At 70.6% G+C, this 18,974-nt stretch carries 16 protein-coding genes and 1 tRNA gene; 8 read left to right on the top strand and 9 right to left on the bottom strand.

The features are described 5' to 3' along the window. Nucleotides 1-48: 48 nt before the first annotated feature. The 7 genes from BUB57_RS11235 to BUB57_RS11205 form a co-directional block, all read right to left on the bottom strand. On the bottom strand, nucleotides 49-3,117 hold the full coding sequence (locus BUB57_RS11235) for an efflux RND transporter permease subunit (protein ID WP_073067031.1): 3,069 nt from the start codon (nucleotides 3,115-3,117) through the stop codon (nucleotides 49-51). Then, nucleotides 3,114-4,259, bottom strand: a complete 1,146-nt coding sequence (locus tag BUB57_RS11230) for an efflux RND transporter periplasmic adaptor subunit (RefSeq protein WP_234952054.1) — start codon at nucleotides 4,257-4,259, stop codon at nucleotides 3,114-3,116. Before BUB57_RS11230 ends, BUB57_RS11235 begins: the two co-directional genes overlap by 4 nt. A gap of 2 nt (nucleotides 4,260-4,261) precedes the next feature. Continuing rightward, nucleotides 4,262-5,353 carry an efflux RND transporter periplasmic adaptor subunit gene (locus BUB57_RS11225; protein ID WP_084732107.1) on the bottom strand — a complete coding sequence of 364 codons (1,092 nt, stop codon included), beginning with the start codon at nucleotides 5,351-5,353 and terminating at the stop codon, nucleotides 4,262-4,264. After that, on the bottom strand, nucleotides 5,353-6,540 hold the full coding sequence (gene kynU, locus BUB57_RS11220) for a kynureninase (protein ID WP_073067030.1): 1,188 nt from the start codon (nucleotides 6,538-6,540) through the stop codon (nucleotides 5,353-5,355). Before kynU ends, BUB57_RS11225 begins: the two co-directional genes overlap by 1 nt. Nucleotides 6,541-6,737: 197 nt before the next feature. Then, complete coding sequence (gene glyS / locus BUB57_RS11215; RefSeq protein WP_073067028.1) at nucleotides 6,738-9,029, bottom strand: glycine--tRNA ligase subunit beta; 2,292 nt, start codon at nucleotides 9,027-9,029, stop codon at nucleotides 6,738-6,740. Beyond that, nucleotides 9,026-9,508: a DUF6446 family protein gene (locus tag BUB57_RS11210; protein WP_073067025.1), complete on the bottom strand. Its 483-nt coding sequence runs from the start codon at nucleotides 9,506-9,508 to the stop codon at nucleotides 9,026-9,028. The genes glyS and BUB57_RS11210 overlap by 4 nt, the downstream gene beginning before the upstream one ends. After that, nucleotides 9,505-10,494 carry a glycine--tRNA ligase subunit alpha gene (locus BUB57_RS11205; protein WP_234952053.1) on the bottom strand — a complete coding sequence of 330 codons (990 nt, stop codon included), beginning with the start codon at nucleotides 10,492-10,494 and terminating at the stop codon, nucleotides 9,505-9,507. Before BUB57_RS11205 ends, BUB57_RS11210 begins: the two co-directional genes overlap by 4 nt. 96 nt (nucleotides 10,495-10,590) lie before the next feature. Here BUB57_RS11205 and BUB57_RS11200 point away from each other — a divergent pair, with 96 nt between their 5' ends. Further along, a complete protein-coding gene (locus tag BUB57_RS11200) occupies nucleotides 10,591-11,943 on the top strand; it encodes a hypothetical protein (RefSeq protein WP_073067020.1) in 1,353 nt (450 codons plus the stop codon). 100 nt (nucleotides 11,944-12,043) lie between these two features. Here the strand turns inward: BUB57_RS11200 and BUB57_RS11195 are convergent, their stop codons facing one another. After that, nucleotides 12,044-13,492 (bottom strand): TrkH family potassium uptake protein, encoded by a 1,449-nt coding sequence (locus BUB57_RS11195; RefSeq protein ID WP_073067266.1) that lies wholly within the window; start codon nucleotides 13,490-13,492, stop codon nucleotides 12,044-12,046. A gap of 83 nt (nucleotides 13,493-13,575) precedes the next feature. Between BUB57_RS11195 and BUB57_RS11190 the strand changes: the two genes are divergently transcribed. From BUB57_RS11190 to truA, 3 genes are all read left to right on the top strand, one after another. Then, nucleotides 13,576-13,649, top strand: a tRNA-Gly gene (locus BUB57_RS11190). A gap of 400 nt (nucleotides 13,650-14,049) precedes the next feature. After that, nucleotides 14,050-15,021 carry a 5-bromo-4-chloroindolyl phosphate hydrolysis family protein gene (locus BUB57_RS11185; protein ID WP_073067016.1) on the top strand — a complete coding sequence of 324 codons (972 nt, stop codon included), beginning with the start codon at nucleotides 14,050-14,052 and terminating at the stop codon, nucleotides 15,019-15,021. A 3-nt stretch (nucleotides 15,022-15,024) separates the two neighbouring features. Next, nucleotides 15,025-15,825 carry a tRNA pseudouridine(38-40) synthase TruA gene (gene truA / locus BUB57_RS11180; RefSeq protein WP_073067013.1) on the top strand — a complete coding sequence of 267 codons (801 nt, stop codon included), beginning with the start codon at nucleotides 15,025-15,027 and terminating at the stop codon, nucleotides 15,823-15,825. Here truA and BUB57_RS11175 read toward each other — a convergent pair. Beyond that, a complete protein-coding gene (locus tag BUB57_RS11175) occupies nucleotides 15,740-16,483 on the bottom strand; it encodes a sugar transferase (RefSeq protein WP_073067010.1) in 744 nt (247 codons plus the stop codon). The genes truA and BUB57_RS11175 overlap by 86 nt on opposite strands. 154 nt (nucleotides 16,484-16,637) lie before the next feature. Between BUB57_RS11175 and BUB57_RS11170 the strand changes: the two genes are divergently transcribed. The 4 genes from BUB57_RS11170 to BUB57_RS11155 all read left to right on the top strand — a co-directional run bounded on the left by BUB57_RS11170 (nucleotide 16,638) and on the right by BUB57_RS11155 (nucleotide 18,973). Beyond that, on the top strand, nucleotides 16,638-17,093 hold the full coding sequence (locus tag BUB57_RS11170; protein ID WP_073067265.1) for a universal stress protein: 456 nt from the start codon (nucleotides 16,638-16,640) through the stop codon (nucleotides 17,091-17,093). A gap of 81 nt (nucleotides 17,094-17,174) precedes the next feature. Further along, nucleotides 17,175-17,735 carry a NifU family protein gene (locus BUB57_RS11165; RefSeq protein WP_073067008.1) on the top strand — a complete coding sequence of 187 codons (561 nt, stop codon included), beginning with the start codon at nucleotides 17,175-17,177 and terminating at the stop codon, nucleotides 17,733-17,735. Beyond that, the gene (tsaB, locus tag BUB57_RS11160; protein ID WP_073067005.1) at nucleotides 17,728-18,393 is read left to right on the top strand and encodes a tRNA (adenosine(37)-N6)-threonylcarbamoyltransferase complex dimerization subunit type 1 TsaB; all 666 of its coding nucleotides are present in this window, start codon (nucleotides 17,728-17,730) and stop codon (nucleotides 18,391-18,393) included. The genes BUB57_RS11165 and tsaB overlap by 8 nt, the downstream gene beginning before the upstream one ends. Before the next feature lie 178 nt (nucleotides 18,394-18,571). After that, entirely contained in the window at nucleotides 18,572-18,973 is a 402-nt protein-coding gene (locus BUB57_RS11155) for a GNAT family N-acetyltransferase (RefSeq protein WP_073067263.1), read from the top strand. Nucleotide 18,974: the final 1 nt, after the last annotated feature.

Below are 18,974 nucleotides of genomic sequence, written 5' to 3'. Positions count from 1 at the left end.
TCCTCCGGGGGGGCGGGGGTGGAAAACCCCCGCTTGCGGCGCTGACGTTCAGGCCGGCGGTGCCTGATCGGGTGGGGGCGGGCGCACGCCGAACACCACGCAGTAAAGCGCCGGCACGAACAGCAGCGTGATCAGCGTGCCGGCGATGATGCCGCCCATCATCGCATAGGCCATCGGCCCCCAGAACACCTGCCGCGAGATCGGGATCAGCGCCAGGCTGGCCGCCGCTGCCGTCAGCAGGATCGGGCGGGCGCGGCTGTCCGAGGCCTCGAACACCGCGTCCCAGCGCGAATGGCCGCGGGCGATCAGCACCTGGATCTCATGCACCAGGATCACCGAGTTGCGGATCAGGATCCCCACCAGCGCCAGGATCCCCAGGATCGCCACGAACCCCAGCGGCACGCCAAAGGGCAGCAGCGTCGCCACCACCCCGATCAGCCCCAGCGGTGCCGCGGCAAACACGATCAGCGACAGCCGGAACCCCTGCATCTGGATCATCACCAGCGTGGCGATGGCCAGCAGCATCATCGGCACCACCGCCGCGATGGGGGCCTGGCTTTCGCCCGAGGTCTCGACCGTGCCGCCCACGACGATGCGGACCGAGGGCGGCAGCCCGGCGGCGTATTCCGCCACCTGCGGGGCCAGCGCCGTCACGATGGTCGCCGGCTGGTCGGCGGTCGCCACCGCCGCCTTGACCGTCACCGTGGGCACGCCGTCGCGCTGCATGACCAGCGGCGGCTCGGTCTCGTAGCTTAGCCGCGCCAGCGCCCCCAGCGGGATGGGCGAGGCGGTGGGGCGCGCCAGTTCCAGGTTGCGGATCGATTCGAGCGACTGGCGGTCGGCCTCGGCCCCGCGGGCGATCACGTTGATCAGGAAGATGCCGTCGCGCAGCTGCGTCACGATCTTGCCGGAAAACAGCGCCGCCAGCGCGTTCGACACATCCTGGCTGGACAGGCCCAGCTGGCGGGCGCGGTCCTGGTCGACCTCGACCCGCACCACGCGGGCCGGCTCGTTCCAGTCCAGCGCGATGTCGCGCAGCCGCGGCTCGGTCGCCAGCACCGCCGCCAGCCCGCGGGCGGCGTCGCGGGCCGCATCCGGGTCGGTCGAACTGACCCGGTATTGCACCGGCTTGCCGACCGGGGGGCCGATTTCCAGGTTCTTGACGTAGATGTCGGTGCCGACCAGCGAGGTCTCGGCGAACTCGGCCAGCTTCAGCTTCAGCGCATCGCGGGCGGCGATGTCGGCGGTCTGCACCACCATCTGCCCCATGAACGGCCCCGGCGTCGGCACGTCCATCGCCAGCACGAAGCGCGGCGCGCCGCGCCCGACATAGCTGGTCCAGAACAGCGGTTCGGACTGCTGCGACAGGAACTCGTCCAGCGCCGCGATCGAGGCGTCGGTGCGTGCGATCGAGGCGTTGTGGCGTTCGGTGATGTCGATCAGCACCTCGGTGCGGTCCGAGGTCGGGAAGAACTGCCGCTCGACCCCGCCCATGCCGACCACCGACAGCACGAACAGCGCCAGCGTCGCCAGCACCGTGGTCCAGCGGAACCGCATCGCCAGCTTGAGCAGCGCGTGAAAGCCCCGCCGCAGCGGGCCGGCGCGGCCGCTGTGATGCTTCAACTTTGCGGGCAGCAGGGTGACGCCCAGCAGGGGCGCGAACAGCACCGCCACGATCCAGCTGACCAGCAGCGACACCGCGATCACCACGAACAGCGAGAAGGTGAACTCGCCCGCCATCGAGCTGTTCAGCCCGATGGGGATGAACCCCGCCACCGTCACCAGCGTCCCGGTCAGCATCGGGAAGGCGATCGAGGTCCAGGCATAGCTGGCCGCGTCCTCGAGGCTGGCCCCCTGTTCCAGCCGCGAGATCATCGTTTCAATGGCAATCATCGCGTCGTCGACCAGCAGTCCCAGCGCGATGATCAGCGCCCCCAGCGACACCCGCTGCAGGGTGATGTCCCAGATCGCCATGATGACGAAGGTGATCGCCAGCACCAAGGGGATGGTCAGGGTGACGATGAACCCGGCCCGCAGCCCCAGGCTGACGAAGCTGACCAGCAGCACGATGGCCACCGCCTCGGCCAGCGCCTTGACGAAGGTGCCGACGGCCTTTTCCACCACCTGCGGCTGGTCGGCGAACTTGTGCATCTCGATGCCCACCGGCAGGTCGGCGGCGATGCCTGCCATCAGCGCGTCGAGTTCCGCGCCGAAGCTCTGGATGTTCTCGCCCTGGCGCATGGCGATTTCCAGCCCGATCGCCTCGGCGCCGTTATGGCGGAACAGGGTCGAGGGCGGGTCGGCATAGCCGCGCCGCACCCGCGCCACCTCGCCCAGGTTGAAGAAGCGGTCGCCCACGCGCAGGTTGACGGCGGCGATGGCCTCGGCGGTGTCGAACTGGCCGCCGACCCGCACCAGCACCTGTTCCGGCCCCGCCTGCACGATGCCCGACTGCGCGATGGCGTTCTGCGCGGCCAGCGTCTGCAGCACCTGCTGTTCGTTCAGCCCCATCGCCGCCAGCCGCGCCGACGAGAACTCGAGATAGATTTCCTCGTCCCGCACCCCCAGCAGCGCGGTCTTGCCGGCGGCGGGCAGGGCCTGCACCTGCTTGCGGATCGCCTCGACCCGGTCGCGCAGCTCGCGCTGGGTGAAGCCGTCGGCGGTAAAGGCGTAGATGTTCCCGAACACGTCGCCGAAGCGGTCGTTGAACTGGAAGCCCGCGAACTCCTGCGGGAACTCGGGGCGCAGGTCGTTCATCATGTTGCGCACCTGCTGCCAGGTGCGGGTGACGGCCTCGCCGCGCACGGTGGGCAGCAGCTCGACATAGACCACCGCCTGCCCCGGCATGGTGACCGAGCGGGTGAACTTGAGCTCGTCCAGCTCTTCGAGTTTGGTCTCGATGCGGTGGGTGACCTGTTCCAGCGTTTCCGGGGTGGTGGCGCCGGGCATGGCGGCCGAGATCACCATGATCTTGACGGTAAAGCTGGGGTCTTCCTCGCGGCCCAGGCCGCGATAGGCCAGCGTCCCCGCGATCATCGACACGATCAGCAGGAACCACACCAGCGAGCGGTGGTGCAGCGCCCAGTCGGACAGGTTGAAGGAACGGCGTTCTGTCACGGCTCGACCTTTCTGCCGACCTGCTGGCCCTCGGCCAAGGAATGGACGCCGCGGATCACCACCTCGTCGCCGGGGGCGAGCCCGTCGGTCACCTCGATCCGCGCGCCGATGCGGGCGCCGATGGTGACTGGCCTTCGCGTCACGGTGGCGGCGTCCGGGCCGGTGCGGCGCACGATCCAGACCGCGACCCCGCCCGGGGGTTCGGCGACCAGCGCCTCGGCCGGGACGGTCAGCGCGGCGGTGGAATCATCGGCACGGCGCACCCGCACCAGGCTGCCCAGCCGGAAGCTGCTGCCGGGGGGCAGGGTGATATAGACCCGCCGTGTCCGGGTCTGGCGGTCCGCGACCGGAGAGATGCGGCTGACGTGGCCGCGCACCGGCTCGTCCGCCTGGTCGTCGCGGAAGATCAGGCATTCGGTGCCGCGCTCGATCCCCTGCAACTGCGCTTCGGTCAGGTCGATGGTGGCCTCGAGCTTATCCTCGGACGACAGGGTAAGGATCGGGTCGCCCGCCGCCACCACCGCGCCCGGGGTGGCGCGCACCGCGCTGACCACCCCCGAAATCGGCGCGGTCATCACGGCATAGCCCTCGGCGTCGCGGGCGCTTTCCAGCCGCGCCTGCGCCTGGTCGACGGCCGAGCGCGCCGCCGACAGCGCCTGTTCCGCCTGTTCCAGCTGCGCGGCCGAGGCGACGTTGCGTTCCGACAGCGAACGCGCGCGTTCGGCGGTGTTGCGGGCGGTGGTCAGGTTGACCTGCGCCGCCGTCAGCGAGGCTTCGGCGGCGCGGGTGTTGCCGGCCAGATCCTCGGGGTCGAGCCGCGCCAGCACCTGCCCGGCGTCCACCCGGTCGCCGACATCGACCGGCCGCGCGATCATCCGGCCAAGGGTCTGGAACGCCATCTGCACCTCGGTCGCGGCGGTGATGACCCCGGGGACGCTGCGCCCCGCGGCGCTGTCGTTCGGGGCCACGATCTCGGTCACCACCGGGCGGGGGGCGGGGGCGGCGGCCGGGGCGGTGTCGCGGCCGAAGGGCAGCTCCAGCGCCACGGCCGGGGCGGCCAGCCCAAGGGCGAGCGCCAGCGCCAGCGCCGGACGAAACAGGGCCGGGCAGGGCCGGGAAGGGGCAGGGCGGGTGTTGCGCATGGTCAGCGTCCCTTGCCGGGCCGGACCTGGCGCCCGGGGAACATCAGCTGCGAGCCTTCGCCCACCACGGTATCGCCCGGGGCGACCCCGGATTTCAGCACCACCCGGCCATTGGCGAAGCGCTCGACCTCGACCGGGGTGATCGCCACCACGCCCCCCTCGATGCGCCACACCGCCGGGCCGTCGCCGGTCGCGGTCAGCGCGGTCCAGGGAATTTCGATGCCGGTGCCGGCCTTGAGATGGACCACCCCCTCGACCGCGGCGCCCAGCAGCCCGGCCTCGAGCACGCTGTCGATCAGCCGCGGGTTGATCTCGGCCCGCACGGTGACCGCGGCGGTGGCCGGATCGACCAGCGGCGCGATTTCGGTGACCGTCGCCGACAGCCGGGTTTCCGGCCGGTCCAGCGGCACCAGCGACACCAGCGCCCCGTGCGCCTGGTCCAGATGCGGCGAATCGGGGACGTTGAACACCGCCTCGAACCCGGTCAGCGCCGCCAGCGTCAGGATCGGCTGCGCCGCGCCCACCACCTGCCCCGGCTCGGCCATGCGGGCGGTGACCACCGCGGCCTGCGGGGCGTGGATCACCGTGTCCTCGACCGCGCGCTGCGCCTGGTCGGCCCCGGTCCGCGCCGCGGCCAGCTGGCCCTGCGCGGCCGACAGCGCCTGGTTGGCCATGTCGCTTTCGGCGCGGGTGCCGACGCCCCGGCGCAGCATCTCGGCGGCGCGGATCGCGGCCTGCTCGGCCTGCTGCAGCGTCGCCTCGGCGGCGGCGACGGCGGCCAGCGCCTGGTTCAGCGCCTGCTGCTGCTGCACCCCGTCGGTGCGCGCCAGCGGATCGCCCGCCTGCACCCGGTCGCCGGCGCGGACCGTGATCTCGGTGATGCGCCCGCCGGCGGGAAAAGACAGGTCGATGCTGTCGCTGGCCGCGATGGTGCCGACCAGCCGCAGGTCCAGCACCAGCGGCTGCTGGCGGACCTCGACGAACTCGACCGCGACCGGCTGTTGCGCGGGCTGCGCCGCCGTCGCGGCCGGGACGGCGGCGGCCCACAGCAGGGCCAGCGCCGCCCGGTGGATATGCACCCTGCGCGCCCGCATCAGGTCACATCGGCGCGCTGGTGGTATTCCGGCCGGTCCCAGCGCCCGTCGCGCAGGATCGCGGCCAGCGTGTCGACCGCGCGCGCCACGTCGTCCAGGTCGTTGTAAAGCGGTGCGAAACCGAAACGCAGCACGTCGGGGGCGCGGAAATCGCCGATCACCCCTGCAGCGATCAGCGCCTGCATCACCGCATAGGCATGGGGGTGGCGGAACCCCACCTGGCTGCCGCGCCGGGCGGGGTCGCGCGGGGAATGCAGCGTCACGCCGGGGCAGGCGGCCTCGACCCCGCGGATGAACGCCTCGGACAGCTCGACCGAGCGGGCGCGCAGGTCGGGCAGCGCCACGCCGTCCCACACGTCCAGCGCCGCATCCAGCGCCGCCAGCGCGATCACGGGCGGCGTGCCGACCCGCATCCGCTCGATCCCCGGGGCGGGGGCGTAGCTCTGGTCGAAGGCAAAGGGCGCCGCGTGTCCCATCCACCCCTGCAGGCAGGGCTGCGCCGCATCGGCGTGGCGCGGATGCGCCCAGATGAAGGCCGGCGCCCCCGGCCCGCCGTTGAGGTATTTATAGGTGCAGCCCACCGCGAAATCCGCATCCGCGCCCAGCAGGTCGACATCGACCGCCCCCGCCGAATGCGCCAGGTCCCAGACCGCCAGCGCGCCCGCGTCATGCGCGGCGGCGGTCAGCGCCGCCATGTCGTGGCGCCGGCCGGTGCGGTAATCGACCTCGGTCAGCATCAGCACCGCCAGGTCGCTGTCGATATTCGCCGCCACCTCTTCGGGGGCGACCACCCGCAACTCGGCCCCGACCGCCTCGGCCAGCCCCTGCGCGACATAGAGGTCCGAGGGGAAATTGCCGCTGTCCGACAGGATCACCCGCCGCCCCGGCCGCAGCCGCAGCGCGGCCGACACCGCCTGGAACACCTTGACCGACAGCGTGTCGCCCATGACCACCTGGCCCTCGCCCGCGCCGATCAGCCGCGCGATGCGATCGCCGACCCGGCGCGGCTGCACATACCAGCCGGCGCGGTTCCAGCCGGTGATCAGCATCTCGGCCCATTCGTCCCGCATCATCGCGGCCACGCGGTCGGCAGCCTGGCGCGGCATCGGCCCCAGCGAATTGCCGTCCAGATAGGTGATGCCCTCGGGCAGGTGAAAGGCGCGGCGGGTGGCGGTGAAATCGGTCATGCGGTTCCTCCTGCGCAGACGCTAGCAGCCTGTGGCGCCGCTGCAAGATGGGGGCTTTGCCCCCGGCCCGTGCCGGGCCTCCCCCAGGATATTTGGGAACCGCCCGAAAGGGGGCTTCGGGCGGTCACAAATATCCTCGGGGGAAGAGGCCGCAGGCCTCGCGGGGGCAGACGGCCCCCTTCCGGCGGTGCTGCGGGTTACCCCTCGATCCGGCCGAAATCGGCGATCAGGCGGCCGGTCTCGCGGATGCGGCTGAGCAGGTTCAGCCGGTTGCGGCGCAGGATCTGGTTGTCGCTGTTGACCTGCACCGCCTCGAAGAACGCATCGACGGGGGTGCGCAGGGCGGCGATGGCGGACATGGCGGCGGGGAAGTCCTCGGCCGCGACGGCGGCGCGGATCGCCGGCTCGGCCGCGTCGAGGGCGGCGAACAGCGCGCGCTCCTGATCGGTGTCGGCGTATTTCGGGTCGGCGCCGAAGGAATATTCGACGCCGTCCTTGTCCTCGGCTTGGCTCAGGATGTTGTTCGTGCGCTTGAGGCCCTGCAGCAGGTTGGTGCCGTCCTCGGTCTTGAGGAACGCCGCCAGCGCCTCGGCCCGCTTGACCACCAGCACCAGATCGTCGCTGCCCGGCATGGTCAGCACCGCGTCGATGATGTCGTGGCGGATGCCCTGGTCGCGGAGGTGGACCTTGAGGCGGTCGTGGAGGAAGGCGAGGAGGTCGTGAGCGGCAAGATCATAATCGAACTTTTCTTCTTCGCCTTCGCTAACGAAATTAGGATTGTTTTCGTTGAAGACTGGCGCTCCAAGCTTCCCCTCAACCCAGTCTGAAATTGCCTCAAATCTACTGTCCTCGTCCTCCCCTTCGAAAGTAGGAACGCTGTTGCCCGACAGAATGAGTTCGAACAACAGGTTCTTGGCTAGACCAGCCGTAACGACGACGTGCTCGCCATATTGCTCAACAAACTGGATTTTGCCGATCTCATACAGGAACTGCATAAGATTGGTTCGCACCTTGTTTGAAAGAATAAGCCGAATAACCCCCAGCGCCGCCCGCCGCAGCGCGAACGGGTCTTTCGACCCTGTGGGCTTCTCGTCGATCGCCCAGAAACCGGTCAGCGTATCCAGTTTGTCGGCCAGTGCCACCGCGACGGATACCGGCGCCGAGGGCACCTCGTCCGACGGCCCCAGCGGCGAATAATGGTCGCTGGCGGCATCCGCTACCGCATCCGGCATCCCGGCGGCCTGCGCGTAATAGCGGCCCATGGTGCCCTGCAATTCGGGGAACTCGCCCACCATGGCAGAGCGCAGGTCGAGCTTCGCAATCCGCGCTGCCTGTTCGGCCAGCGCCGGGTCGGCGCCTACCGCCGGCGCGATCTCGCGCGCCAGTGCCGCAATCCGCTCCACCCGGTCCCACTGCGACCCGAGCTTGGCGTGGAAGGTCACGGCCTTGAGCCCCTCGGCCCAGTCCTGCATCCCCGCGCGGGCCTCGCGCAGGTCGTTGTCCCAGAAGAACGCGGCGTCCGACAGCCGAGCGGCCAGCACCCGCTGGTTGCCGTGCAGGATGGTGGCGCCGTGGTCCGGGGTCTCGATATTGGCGACGGTGACATAGCCCTCGATCCGCCCCGTCCTGGGGTTGCGGGCCGAGAGGAACTTCTGGTGCTCGCGCATCGAGGTCTGCAGCACCTCGGGCGGCAGGTCCAGGAAACGATCCTCGATCACCCCCATCAGCGGCACGGGCCATTCGACCAGCCCGGCCAGCTCGGTCATCAACCCCTCGTCCGGGACGATTTCCCAGCCGCGGGCAAAGGCGAGATTGGCGGCCTCTTGCCGGATCGCGGCCTCGCGCTGGTCGGGGTCCAGCATCACCTTGGCGCGCAGCAGCTTGGCCGCGTAATCGTCAAAGCTGGAAACGCGGATCGGGTCGGGGGCCATGAAGCGGTGGCCGCGCGTGGTGTCGCCGGCGGTGATGCCGTCCACGGTCAGCGGCACCAGCTGCGTGCCCGCCGCGTCGCTCAGGATGCACAGGATCGAGTGCAGCGGCCGCACCCAGCGCAGGCTGCCGCTGCCCCAGCGCATCGACTTGGGCCAGGGAAAGTTGCGGATCGCGGCGTCCAGCACCTCGACCACGATCTCGGGGGCGCCGCGGCCGGGGCGCTCGATGACGGCGAAATACGCCTCGCCCTTTTTCTCGGGGCGGCGTTCCAGCTGGTCCAGCGTCAGGCCGGTCGCGCGCAGGAAACCCTCGATCGCCTGCTGCGGCGCATCGGTGCGCGGGCCCTTGCGTTCCTCGCGCACGGGTTTCGATTCCGGGGTCAGCCCCTCGACCGCCAGCACCAGCCGGCGCGGCGTCGAAAATGCCCCGGCCGATACATAGGTCAGCCCGGCCTCGACCAGCCCGTCGGTGACCAGGCGCTTCAGGTCTTCGCGCGCGCGGGGCTGCATCCGGGCGGGGATTTCTTCGGAAAACAGCTCGATCAGCAGGTCCATCAGTCCATGACTCCGCGCGGAGGATTCTTTTCGTTGAACTGGTGCCAGCCAAAGGCGCGGCCGTCGGGATAGACCACGATTACCCGGTCCACGTCGGGGCGGATCTCGGACTGACCCAAGACCGCGACCGCATTGCCGGCGGCCAGATCGGCGGTCAGCGCGCGGGCGGAATAGCAGCGGAACCAGCCGGGGCCGTTCAGCGGCGTCGCGCCCTCATAGGGCACGGCGTCGGCGACCTGCGCCGGGTCCAGCGTGAAGCACGCCCGCCAGCGGATCGGAGAGGACTGCGCGTCGATCCCCCGGAATCCCTCGACCGCGACCTGGCGGGTGGCGCCGTCGGGCAGGGTCACCACCATTTCGCTGGCGCCGGTGATCTCGTCCACCTCTTCGTAGAAGCCGTAGACCTGCAGATACCAGATCGCCGCGCCGGTCAGCACCGCGACCAGCAGCAGCATCGAAACCATGATCTTGCCGGTGCTCATGCCGCATCCTCCTTGTCGGCGCCGGTGGCGGCCTCGGTGGTCAGGAACAGGTCGGCGCAGCCCTTGGCCAGCGCCCGCACCCGGCCGATATAGGCCTGGCGCTCGGTGACCGAGATCACCCCGCGCGCGTCCAGCAGGTTGAAGAGATGGCTGGCCTTGATCGCCTGATCATAGGCCGGATGCGCCATCGGGATGCGGCGGCCGGCAGCGTCGGTTTCGGCGGCATCGAGGATGCGGTGGCATTCGGCCTCGGCGTCCTTGAAATGCTGGAACAGCATGTCGGTGTCGGCCTGCTCGAAGTTCCAGCGGGAATATTCGCGCTCGGCCTGGCGGAACACGTCGCCATAGCTCAGCGGGATCGGCGCATCGGGGGCGTTGAAGGGCATGTCCATCACATGCTCGACCCCCAGCACATACATCGCCAGCCGCTCCAGCCCGTAGGTCAGCTCGCCCGAGACCGGGCGGCAGTCGTGGCCGCCGACCTGCTGGAAATAGGTGAACTGGCTGACCTCCATCCCGTCGCACCAGACCTCCCACCCCAGGCCCCAGGCGCCCAGCGTGGGCGATTCCCAGTCGTCCTCGACAAAGCGCACGTCGTGGCGCAGCGGGTCCAGCCCGATGGCGCGCAGGCTGCCCAGATACAGATCTTGCAGGTTGGGGGGCGAGGGTTTGATGATGACCTGATACTGATAGTAATGCTGCAGCCGGTTGGGGTTTTCGCCGTAGCGCCCATCGGTCGGCCGGCGCGAGGGCTGCACATAGGCCGCCGCCCAGGGCCGCGCGCCCAGGGACCGCAGCGTGGTCGCCGGGTGGAAGGTGCCGGCGCCGACTTCCATGTCATAGGGCTGCAGCACCGCGCAGCCGGCGGCCGCCCAATAGCCCTGCAGGCGCAGGATCACGTCCTGGAAACAGCGCGGCCGGTCCGCAGCCGGGGGCGGGGCGGAATTGCCGATGGTTGCGCTGCGGGTCGGGTCGGGGCTGGTCATCCCTGCGTCCTTTCGCATATCTGACGCGAATGCAGGCCGCTAATAGGGGGCGGCCGGGGCCGGGTCAATCAGACCGCCGGAACAGGGGGACCGCCAATGCGCAGGCTTGGGTTTCTGATCGTCGCGATGCTGCCCGGCCTCGCCTGGGCCGAGCCGGTGGTGCTACGGGTCGAGGCCAAGCGCGGCCCCGACACCGCCGCGGTGGTCGAAAGCTGGGCCGCGCGCTTCCCCGAGGTGATGACATTCCCGCTGTCCGGCGGCTGGACCGGCATCGGCCTGGGCCCGATGGAACGCGAGGACGCGCAGGCCGAGATGGCGCGGCTGAAGGCGGCGGGCCGGATTCCGCGGGATAGTTTCATCGTGCCGGTACCAGCCGGAGCGGCTCCGGTGACCGCGGCCGCGGGCGACGCGGATGCGGAAGCACCCGGGGCCGATGCGGAGGACGCTGCGGTAGAGGATGCCAGCCCGCGGGCGGGGCTGGCGGCCGGCGACTACCTGCGGCTTCAGCGCTATGACACCCGGGAATCGGCCGATGCGGCGCTGGCCGAGTGGCGCGCGGATTTCCCCGAGGCGGGGCTCTGGCAGCAGCCCGACGGCGGGTTTGCGATCACGCTGGGCCCGGTGGCGCCCGGCGTGGGCGAGGCCTGGCTGCAGGCGTTCCGCGCCGCCGAGCGGGTCGGACGCTTTGCCGCGGTGCTGCCGGCGGCTGATCTGGGCGAGGTGCTGGACGAAGGTGCCGATCCGCAGCTGCCCCCCGCGGGCGAGGCCGCGATGCCGCCGCTGGACGAGGTGCAGCGCGCCCTGCGCTGGGCCGGCCGCTATGACGGAGAGATCGACGGTACCGCCGGGCCGCAGACCAACGCCGCCATCGCCGCCGAGGTGCTGGCGCTGCGCGCCGCCCCCGACGCGGGTTCGGCGATGCAGGCGCTGATCGAGCGCCGGGCCGCCTGGCGCGACGAGATGGGCCTGACCACGCTGCACGACCCGCAATCGGGGCTGAGCCTGACCGCGCCGATGGATCGGCTTCAGTTCCTGCGCAACGAACAGGGGTTGTCGATCTATGGCCCGCGCAACGAATCGGGCGCGGCGCTGATCCTTTATCGCGCCCCCGGCGGCCAGCAGGAAATGCTGGATTTCACCGGGCTGGTGACGGCGCTGGGCTGGGTGCCCGCACCGGAACGCCAGGTCTCGCAGGGCAGCGCCAGCCTGATCGGCCGCAACGACACCCATATCGGCCAGGCCGAGGCGCGGGTCGTCGATGGCAATGTCGAGGGGCTGGTGCTGATCTGGCCGGTTCTCGACGCCGACGACCAGCCCCGCATCGCCGCCGAGATGCTGGACAGCCTGCGTTATGCCCCTGTCGCAGGGGATGTTCCGGCCGACGATGCGGCAGACGGGGGCGCGGCGGAAGAGACGCCCGGGACCACCGCAGACGCCGCTGCGGATTGATCCGCCAGCGCCGCGGCCGCCTGCAACCCCGCGCCCACGCGTCGGATCACCCCACCCGGCATCGCCGCCCGCGGATCGGAGTGGCTGATACTGCCAAGCGTCACTGCCGCCAGAACCGCGGCATCAGCACCACGAACACGGTGATCAGCTCCAGCCGGCCCAGATACATCCCCGCAATCATCAGCCACTTGGCCGAGGGCGGGAAATCGGCCACGCTGCCGTTGGCGGTGACCTCGGGGCCCCAGATCGGGCCGATATTGGCGATCGCCGTCCAGGCGGCAGTCAGCGCGGTGCGCGGGTGCAGCCCGGTCAGCGCCAGGGCCACGATCAGCGCCCCGAAGCTCAGCACGAACATGGTAAAGAAGGCCATGACCGAGTTCACCACCTCGGGGTCCAGCCGCCGTCCCTGCAGGCGCAGCGGCCGGACGCGGTGGGGCGATTGCATCTGGGTCAGCTGCCCGCGCAGCGCCTCGAACAGCACTTGGTAGCGGAAGACCTTGATCGAGCAGACGGTGGATCCGGTGCAGCCCCCGATCAGCCCGATGAAGAACAGCAGCACGAAGGGCAGATACCCCCATTGCGTCACGTCGGTCGAGGCGAAGCCGGTGCCCGAGGTGATGGTGACCACGTGGAAGATCACCTCGCGTGCAAGATCGGCCGAGGGCAGGACCGACCGCCACAACGCCTCGTAGACCAGGATCACCAGGCAGGCGGCGGCGATGATGCCCAGATAGGCGCGGATCTGGCTGTCGCGCCACAGCGGCGCCGGGTCGCCGTGCACCAGCTGCAGCATCCGCACGAAAGGGATCGAGGCGAGGATGGTAAAGAACGAGGCGGCCAGCTCGATCGAGCCGGGAAACGCTGCGAAACTCGCATCATAGCGCCCGAAGCCGCCGGTCGAGCAGGTGGTCAGCGCGTGCATCACCGCATCGAAGCCCCCCATCCCCAGTGCGGTATAGGTCGCGGCGCAGGCCAGTGTGATGCCCAGGTAAAGCTGGGTCATCTCGGCCGCGATCTGGCCGGCGCGGGGCATGACCTTGCCCATGGTGTCGAACCCCTCGGACCGGAAGAACTGCATCCCGCCCACCCGCATCACCGGCAGGAACACCATCGCCACCACCACGATGCCCAAGCCCCCCGACCATTGCAGGATGCCGCGCCACAGATGCGTGCCCAGCGGCAGGTGGTCCAGCCGGGGAAAGGCGGTGGTGCCCGTGGTGGTCATGCCGGACATCGATTCGAACATCGCGTCGGTCCAGCCCGCCGCCGGGGCGCCCAGCATGAAGGGCATCGCCCCCAGCAGCGGCAGCACCACCCACAGCCCGGTGGTCAGCAGGAACGCCTGTTCGACCACCAGCGGCCTGCCGTCGCCCGGCGTCGCCACCGCGACCAGCAGCCCCAGCACGATGGTGGCGCCGCCGGCCATGGCAAAGGCCCGCCAGTTCGGGTCGCCATTCGCCCAGTCGATCGCCGCGGGCGCCAGCATCAGCACGCCCATCGCGACGCAGAGTTTCGAGATCGCGTGGACCACGGGGTGAATGTCGATCATGCCGACCTCAGTGCCCCCGCCGCCGCCGCCGGTCAAGCGCGCCGCTTGCGCCATGATCCTCGGTCGGGTAATCCTGCCCAGACGCGGGTGTAGCTCAATGGTAGAGCAGCAGCCTTCCAAGCTGAATACGTGGGTTCGATTCCCATCACCCGCTCCAATATCCTCCAGACTGTCGAGCAGCTGCAATCGCGTAGATGCGGATGTGTCCCGCGCCGGAAACGTCCATGGAACACATCGCCAATCCATGGCCTCCATCTCGGAGGTGGCGGCTCGCGCCATGGGTCGGCGCGCGGCCGCTTTTTGTATGGACCTCCAAGGTCTTTGCCGGCGTGTGACCATCACCCGCTCCACTCCCTCCCTCTCCGTTGCGGAACGACTTGCGGCTTGCGGGGGTTGACCGTGCGGCCGGACCCGTGCGACCGCAAAGAGGCCCGTTGACCGCTACCGAAAGACCCTGCCCATGTCTCGTCCCGCGATGCAGCGCCTGTCGTTCTTCCTGTTGATGGGGGTGACGCTCTATGCCTCGCTGGTGGGCGCGGGCTGAGGGGCGGCGGGCGATGGCGATCAGGTTCGGCGGCAAATATTCGCCCGGCGGGCGGCCCGCGGCAGGTGGCGAGGCCGGGGCAGGGATGGGACGTCCCGCGCCGGGCCAGGCGCGCCACCCGCTGGAATCGCGCACGAAATGGGTGACGCTGATGGGGGCGCCGCTGCTTCTGGGGGCGTTCTTCCAGGGCGATCCGCTGGGAATCGCGACGAGCCTGCTGGGCTTTGGCATCCTGGCCGGCGGCATGTGGATGACGCGCGAGGGGCTGCAGGCCGAGGCCGCCTATGACGCGCGCCGCGTTGCGCGCCGCCCGGCGATCCCGCGCAAGCTGTTCGGCGGCATCCTGACCGGGCTGGGCATCGCGGTCGGCGCCTCGGAACCGGGGGCCTTTGCCGGGGCGGCGGTGCTGGGCTTCACCGGCGCGGTGCTGCACTGGCTGGCCTTCGGCCCCGACCCGATGCGCGACAAGGGGATGGAGGGCGTCGACAGTTTCCAGCAGGACCGCGCCGCCCGCATGATCGAAGAGGCCGAGACCCATCTGCGCGGCATGACCGACGCGATCCAGCGTATCCGCGACCGCAAGCTGCAGGCGCGGGTGGCGTCGTTTGCGACCTCCGCCCGGGCGCTGTTCGAGCGGGTCGAGCAGAACCCCGGCGCGCTGGCCTCGGCCCGGCGCTATCTGGGCGTCTATCTGATCGGCGCCCGCGACGCGACGGTGAAGTTCGTCGATCTTTATGCGCAAAGCCCCGACGCCGCGGCGCAGCGCGATTACGAGGCGCTGCTGGCGGATCTGGAAACCAGCTTTCAGGCGCTGAGCCAGCGGCTGCACGACGGGGTGCGCACCGACATGGATATCGAGATCGAGGTGCTGCGCGAACGGCTTGCCCGCGAAGGGGTGCGCCCGCCCGCCAGCGCCGCGCTCGAGGACCGCAGCGGCGAGCCCACCGCCGCCGAGCTGCTGCAGGCCAAAGAGCGCACCCGCTAGGCAATGCCGCGTTTCGCCCTGAAGATCGAATACGACGGCGGCCCCTTTGCGGGCTGGCAGGCGCAGGCCGGGCAGCCCTCGGTCCAGGAGACGGTCGAGGCGGCGCTGGCGCGGCTCGATCCCGGCTTTGCCGCAGGGGCGCGGATCGCGGCTGCCGGGCGCACCGACGCCGGTGTCCATGCGCTGGGGCAGGTCGCCCATGCCGATCTGGAACGCGACTGGGACCCGTTCCGGCTGGCCGGGGCTTTGAACTGGCACCTGAAACCGGCGCCGGTGGCGGTGCTGGAAGTGGCGCGGGTCGACGGCGATTTCCACGCCCGATTCTCGGCCATCGGGCGGCGCTATCTGTTCCGGCTGCTGTCGCGCCGGGCGCCCGCGACCCATGACCGGGGGCGGGTCTGGCAGGTCGTGCACCCGCTCGACGCCCAGGCGATGCGCCGCGGTGCGGCGGCGCTGGTCGGGCTGCATGATTTCACCACTTTCCGCTCGACCATGTGCCAGTCGGCAAGCCCGGTGAAGACGCTCGACCGCATCGAGATCGAGGAAATCGCCGTCCCCCATGGCGCGGAATACCGCTTTCACCTGGCGGCGCGGTCGTTCCTGCACAACCAGGTCCGCTCGATCGTCGGCACGCTCGAGCGCGTCGGCGCCGGGGCCTGGTCGCCCGAGCGGGTGGCCCAGGCGCTGGCGGCGCGCGACCGCGCCGCCTGCGGCCCGGTCAGCCCGCCGCATGGGCTGTATCTGCTGGGCGCGGATTACCCGGCCGACCCCTTCGCCGCCAATACCGCCACCCCGGGCGGATGACCGTGGCCAGGGTATTGGCGATGATCCACAGGTCCAGCGCCAGCGACTGGCGCTGCTGATAGACCATCTCCAGCCGCAGCTTGCGCGGCAGGCAGCGCCGGTCATAGGCGGCCTGCGTGGCGGCTTGCGTCAGGCAGCGGGCGAGGATCCGATCCTCATGCGCGTGGCAGACCAGCGTCGCGAGCCCCGTCACGCCCGGCCGCATCCGCAGCACCAGCGCATAGCGGTGCGGGAAACGCTCGACATATTCGCGCAGCGGCGGGCGCGGGCCGACAAAGCTCATGTCGCCGGCCAGGATGTTGAAAAGCTGCGGCAATTCGTCGATGCGGCTGCGTCGCAACAGATGGCCGAGCCGCGTGATCCGCCAGGATTTATGCCCGCCCGTGGCGCCGCCATCCTCGGCGACCGGGACCATGGTGCGGAACTTGAACAGCCGGAACGATTGCCCCGACGCCCCCATCCGCTTGGACAGATACAGCACCGGCCGCCCCTGCATCAGCAGCAGCAGCCCGGCGACCGCCAGCATCACCGCCGACAGCGGCAGCAGCAGCGCCAGCGCCAGCAGGATGTCGAACAGCCGCTTGCCGTCCGGCGCCCGCACGCCGATGCCCGGCGGCTCCCGCACCGCCCCCGCCTGCCAGCCGTGATGGATCGCCATCCGCGCTACCCTGATTCCACGCCGTTTCCTGTCCGGCGTAACGCAGAGTCATGAAGGAATCGCTAATCCGCGGCAGATTCCGGCCTTGTCGCAGCCCGGCGGTTTTGCGACGCTGGCGGACGGGCCGGCCTCTGCGCCGCAGAAGGAGCAGTCGATGCGCAAGTTTCTGGTGGTGCTGGACGACAGCAAGGAATGCCTGAACGCCATTCGCTTTGCCGCGCTGCGGGCGGCCGCGACCGGCGGTACGGTGCAGGTGCTCTCGGTCATCCCGGCCAGCGAGATCCAGCACGGCATGGGCGTGGCCGAGGTGATGCGGGCCGAGGCGCGCGAGCGGATCGAGGCGCAGTTCGAGGTCTTTGCCAAATGGATGCGCGACCGCCCGGGGGTCGAGCCCGAGCTGGTCGTGCGCGAAGGCGACCCGGGGGCCGAGCTGGTCGCGCAGATCTCGGCCGATCCCGACATCGCCGCGGTGGTGCTGGCGGCCGCGGTCGACAGCGGCGGGCCGGGGCCGCTCGTGACGCGGCTGACCCGGGAACTGACCTCGCTGCCTTGCCCGCTGACCATCGTGCCGGGCGACATCTCGCGCGAGCGGCTCGAGCAGATCACCTGACCCGCGGGCCGGCGGAACCCGGGCCGACCTTGACTTGTGCCCCCCCTCGCAACCATATCTTCCGGGACCGAGGAGCCTCCCATGTTCATTCAGACCGAGACGACCCCCAACCCCGCGACGCTGAAGTTCCTGCCCGGGGAAACCGTGCTGGGCAGCGGCACCGCCGATTTCCCTGCCGCCGAACAGGCCGCGGGCAGTCCGCTGGCGCGGCGCATCTTTGCGGTGCCGGGGGTGGCGGGGGTGTTCCTGGGCTCGGATTTCGTGACGGTGACCAAGACCGACGCGGCAGCCTGGGACCAGATCAAGCCCTCGATCCTGGGCGCGATCATGGACCACTACCAGTCCGGCGACGCGGTGATGAGCCAAGCGCAACCGGCGGGCGGCGGCCATGCCGACCACGACGGGCCGGACGCCGAAATCGTTAACCAGATCAAGGAATTGCTGGACACGCGCGTGCGCCCGGCGGTGGCACAGGACGGCGGCGACATCACCTTCCACGGCTTTGACCGCGGCGTGGTCTATCTGCACATGCAGGGCGCCTGCGCCGGCTGCCCCTCGTCCACGCTGACCCTCAAGATGGGGATCGAGAACCTGCTGCGCCACTATATCCCCGAGGTGGTCGAGGTCCGCCCCGTTGCCTGACAGGCTGCGGGTCCTCGGGTTCGACACGTCGGCCGCGCATTGCGCGGCCGCTGTCGTTTGCGGCGGCCGGGTGCTGGCGCAGCGGATCGAGCCGATGGCGCGGGGCCAAGCCGAGCGGCTGTTTCCCCTGCTGGCCGAGCTGCTGGCCGAGGTCGGACTGGGCTGGTCCGATCTCGACGCCATCGGCGTGGGCGAGGGGCCGGGCAATTTCACCGGTATCCGCATCTCGGTCGCGGCGGCGCGCGGGCTGGCGCTGTCGCTGGGTATCCCCGCGGTCGGGGTGACGGTGTCCGAGGCCGCGGCCTGCGACGCCCCGCGTCCCTGCCGCGCCATCGTGGCGCTGCGCGGCGACGAGGTGGTCTGGCAGGATTTCCCGGCATTGCGGGCGGACACCCAGGCTGCGTTCGATGCGGGGCAGGAGGGGCTACCGGCAGGCCCGGCCTTGGGCCGGCGCGAGGCGCTGCCCTCCGGGCCCGCCCCGTGCTGCTCGCCGCATTCCCTGCCGGTGGCGATCGCGCTTCTGGCCGGCAGGCGCGTGGCCGCGATAGCAGAGCGCGCGGCCTCCGCGGATGCGGAAATCGCACGGCCGGCGCCGCTGTATCTGCGCCCGGCCGACGCCGCCCCGCCCCGCGATCCGCCGCCGGTGATCCTGCCGTGACCCTCGGGGGCAGGAGAGGAGAGCGATTCCCGGGTGACGGACGGGGATGGGCCGGCGCGGCGTGCCGTGCGGTTGTTCCCTGCCGCGACCGGAACGGACGCGCGGAATCGAGGGCACCAGGGCGCGGCATTTCCGCGCAGGACCACGGCCGGGCCCGCGTTCCCCGGGGGCCGTCTTGGTGACCCCCCAGGAACTTGCCGCGCTGCACTGCCGCTGCTTCACCGTGCCCCGCCCCTGGACTGCCGCCGAATTCGCCTCGCTGCTGCCGGACTCGGGCACCATGCTCCATACAAGCCCGCAGGGTTTCCTGCTGGGCCGGATCGCCGGGGACGAGGCCGAGCTGCTGACCCTCGCCGTCGCCCCGGAGGCGCGGGGCAACGGGGAAGGCCGCGCACTGGTGCGCCGTTTCCTTGAGGATTGCTCGGCCCGGGGTGCGGCGGCCGTATTTCTGGAAGTTGCGGCGGATAATGCCGCGGCGATCGGGCTGTATCGGGCGACCGGCTGGAGCCAGGTCGGGCAGCGGCGCGGCTATTACGCGCCGGGGCTGGATGCGCTGGTGATGCGCCACGATCTGGACTGAA

This window comes from Paracoccus solventivorans, assembly GCF_900142875.1.
GTDB classification, from domain to species: domain Bacteria; phylum Pseudomonadota; class Alphaproteobacteria; order Rhodobacterales; family Rhodobacteraceae; genus Paracoccus; species Paracoccus solventivorans.
Note: the sequence above shows the minus strand (reverse complement) of the source record. Positions and strands in the feature narration are given on the sequence as shown.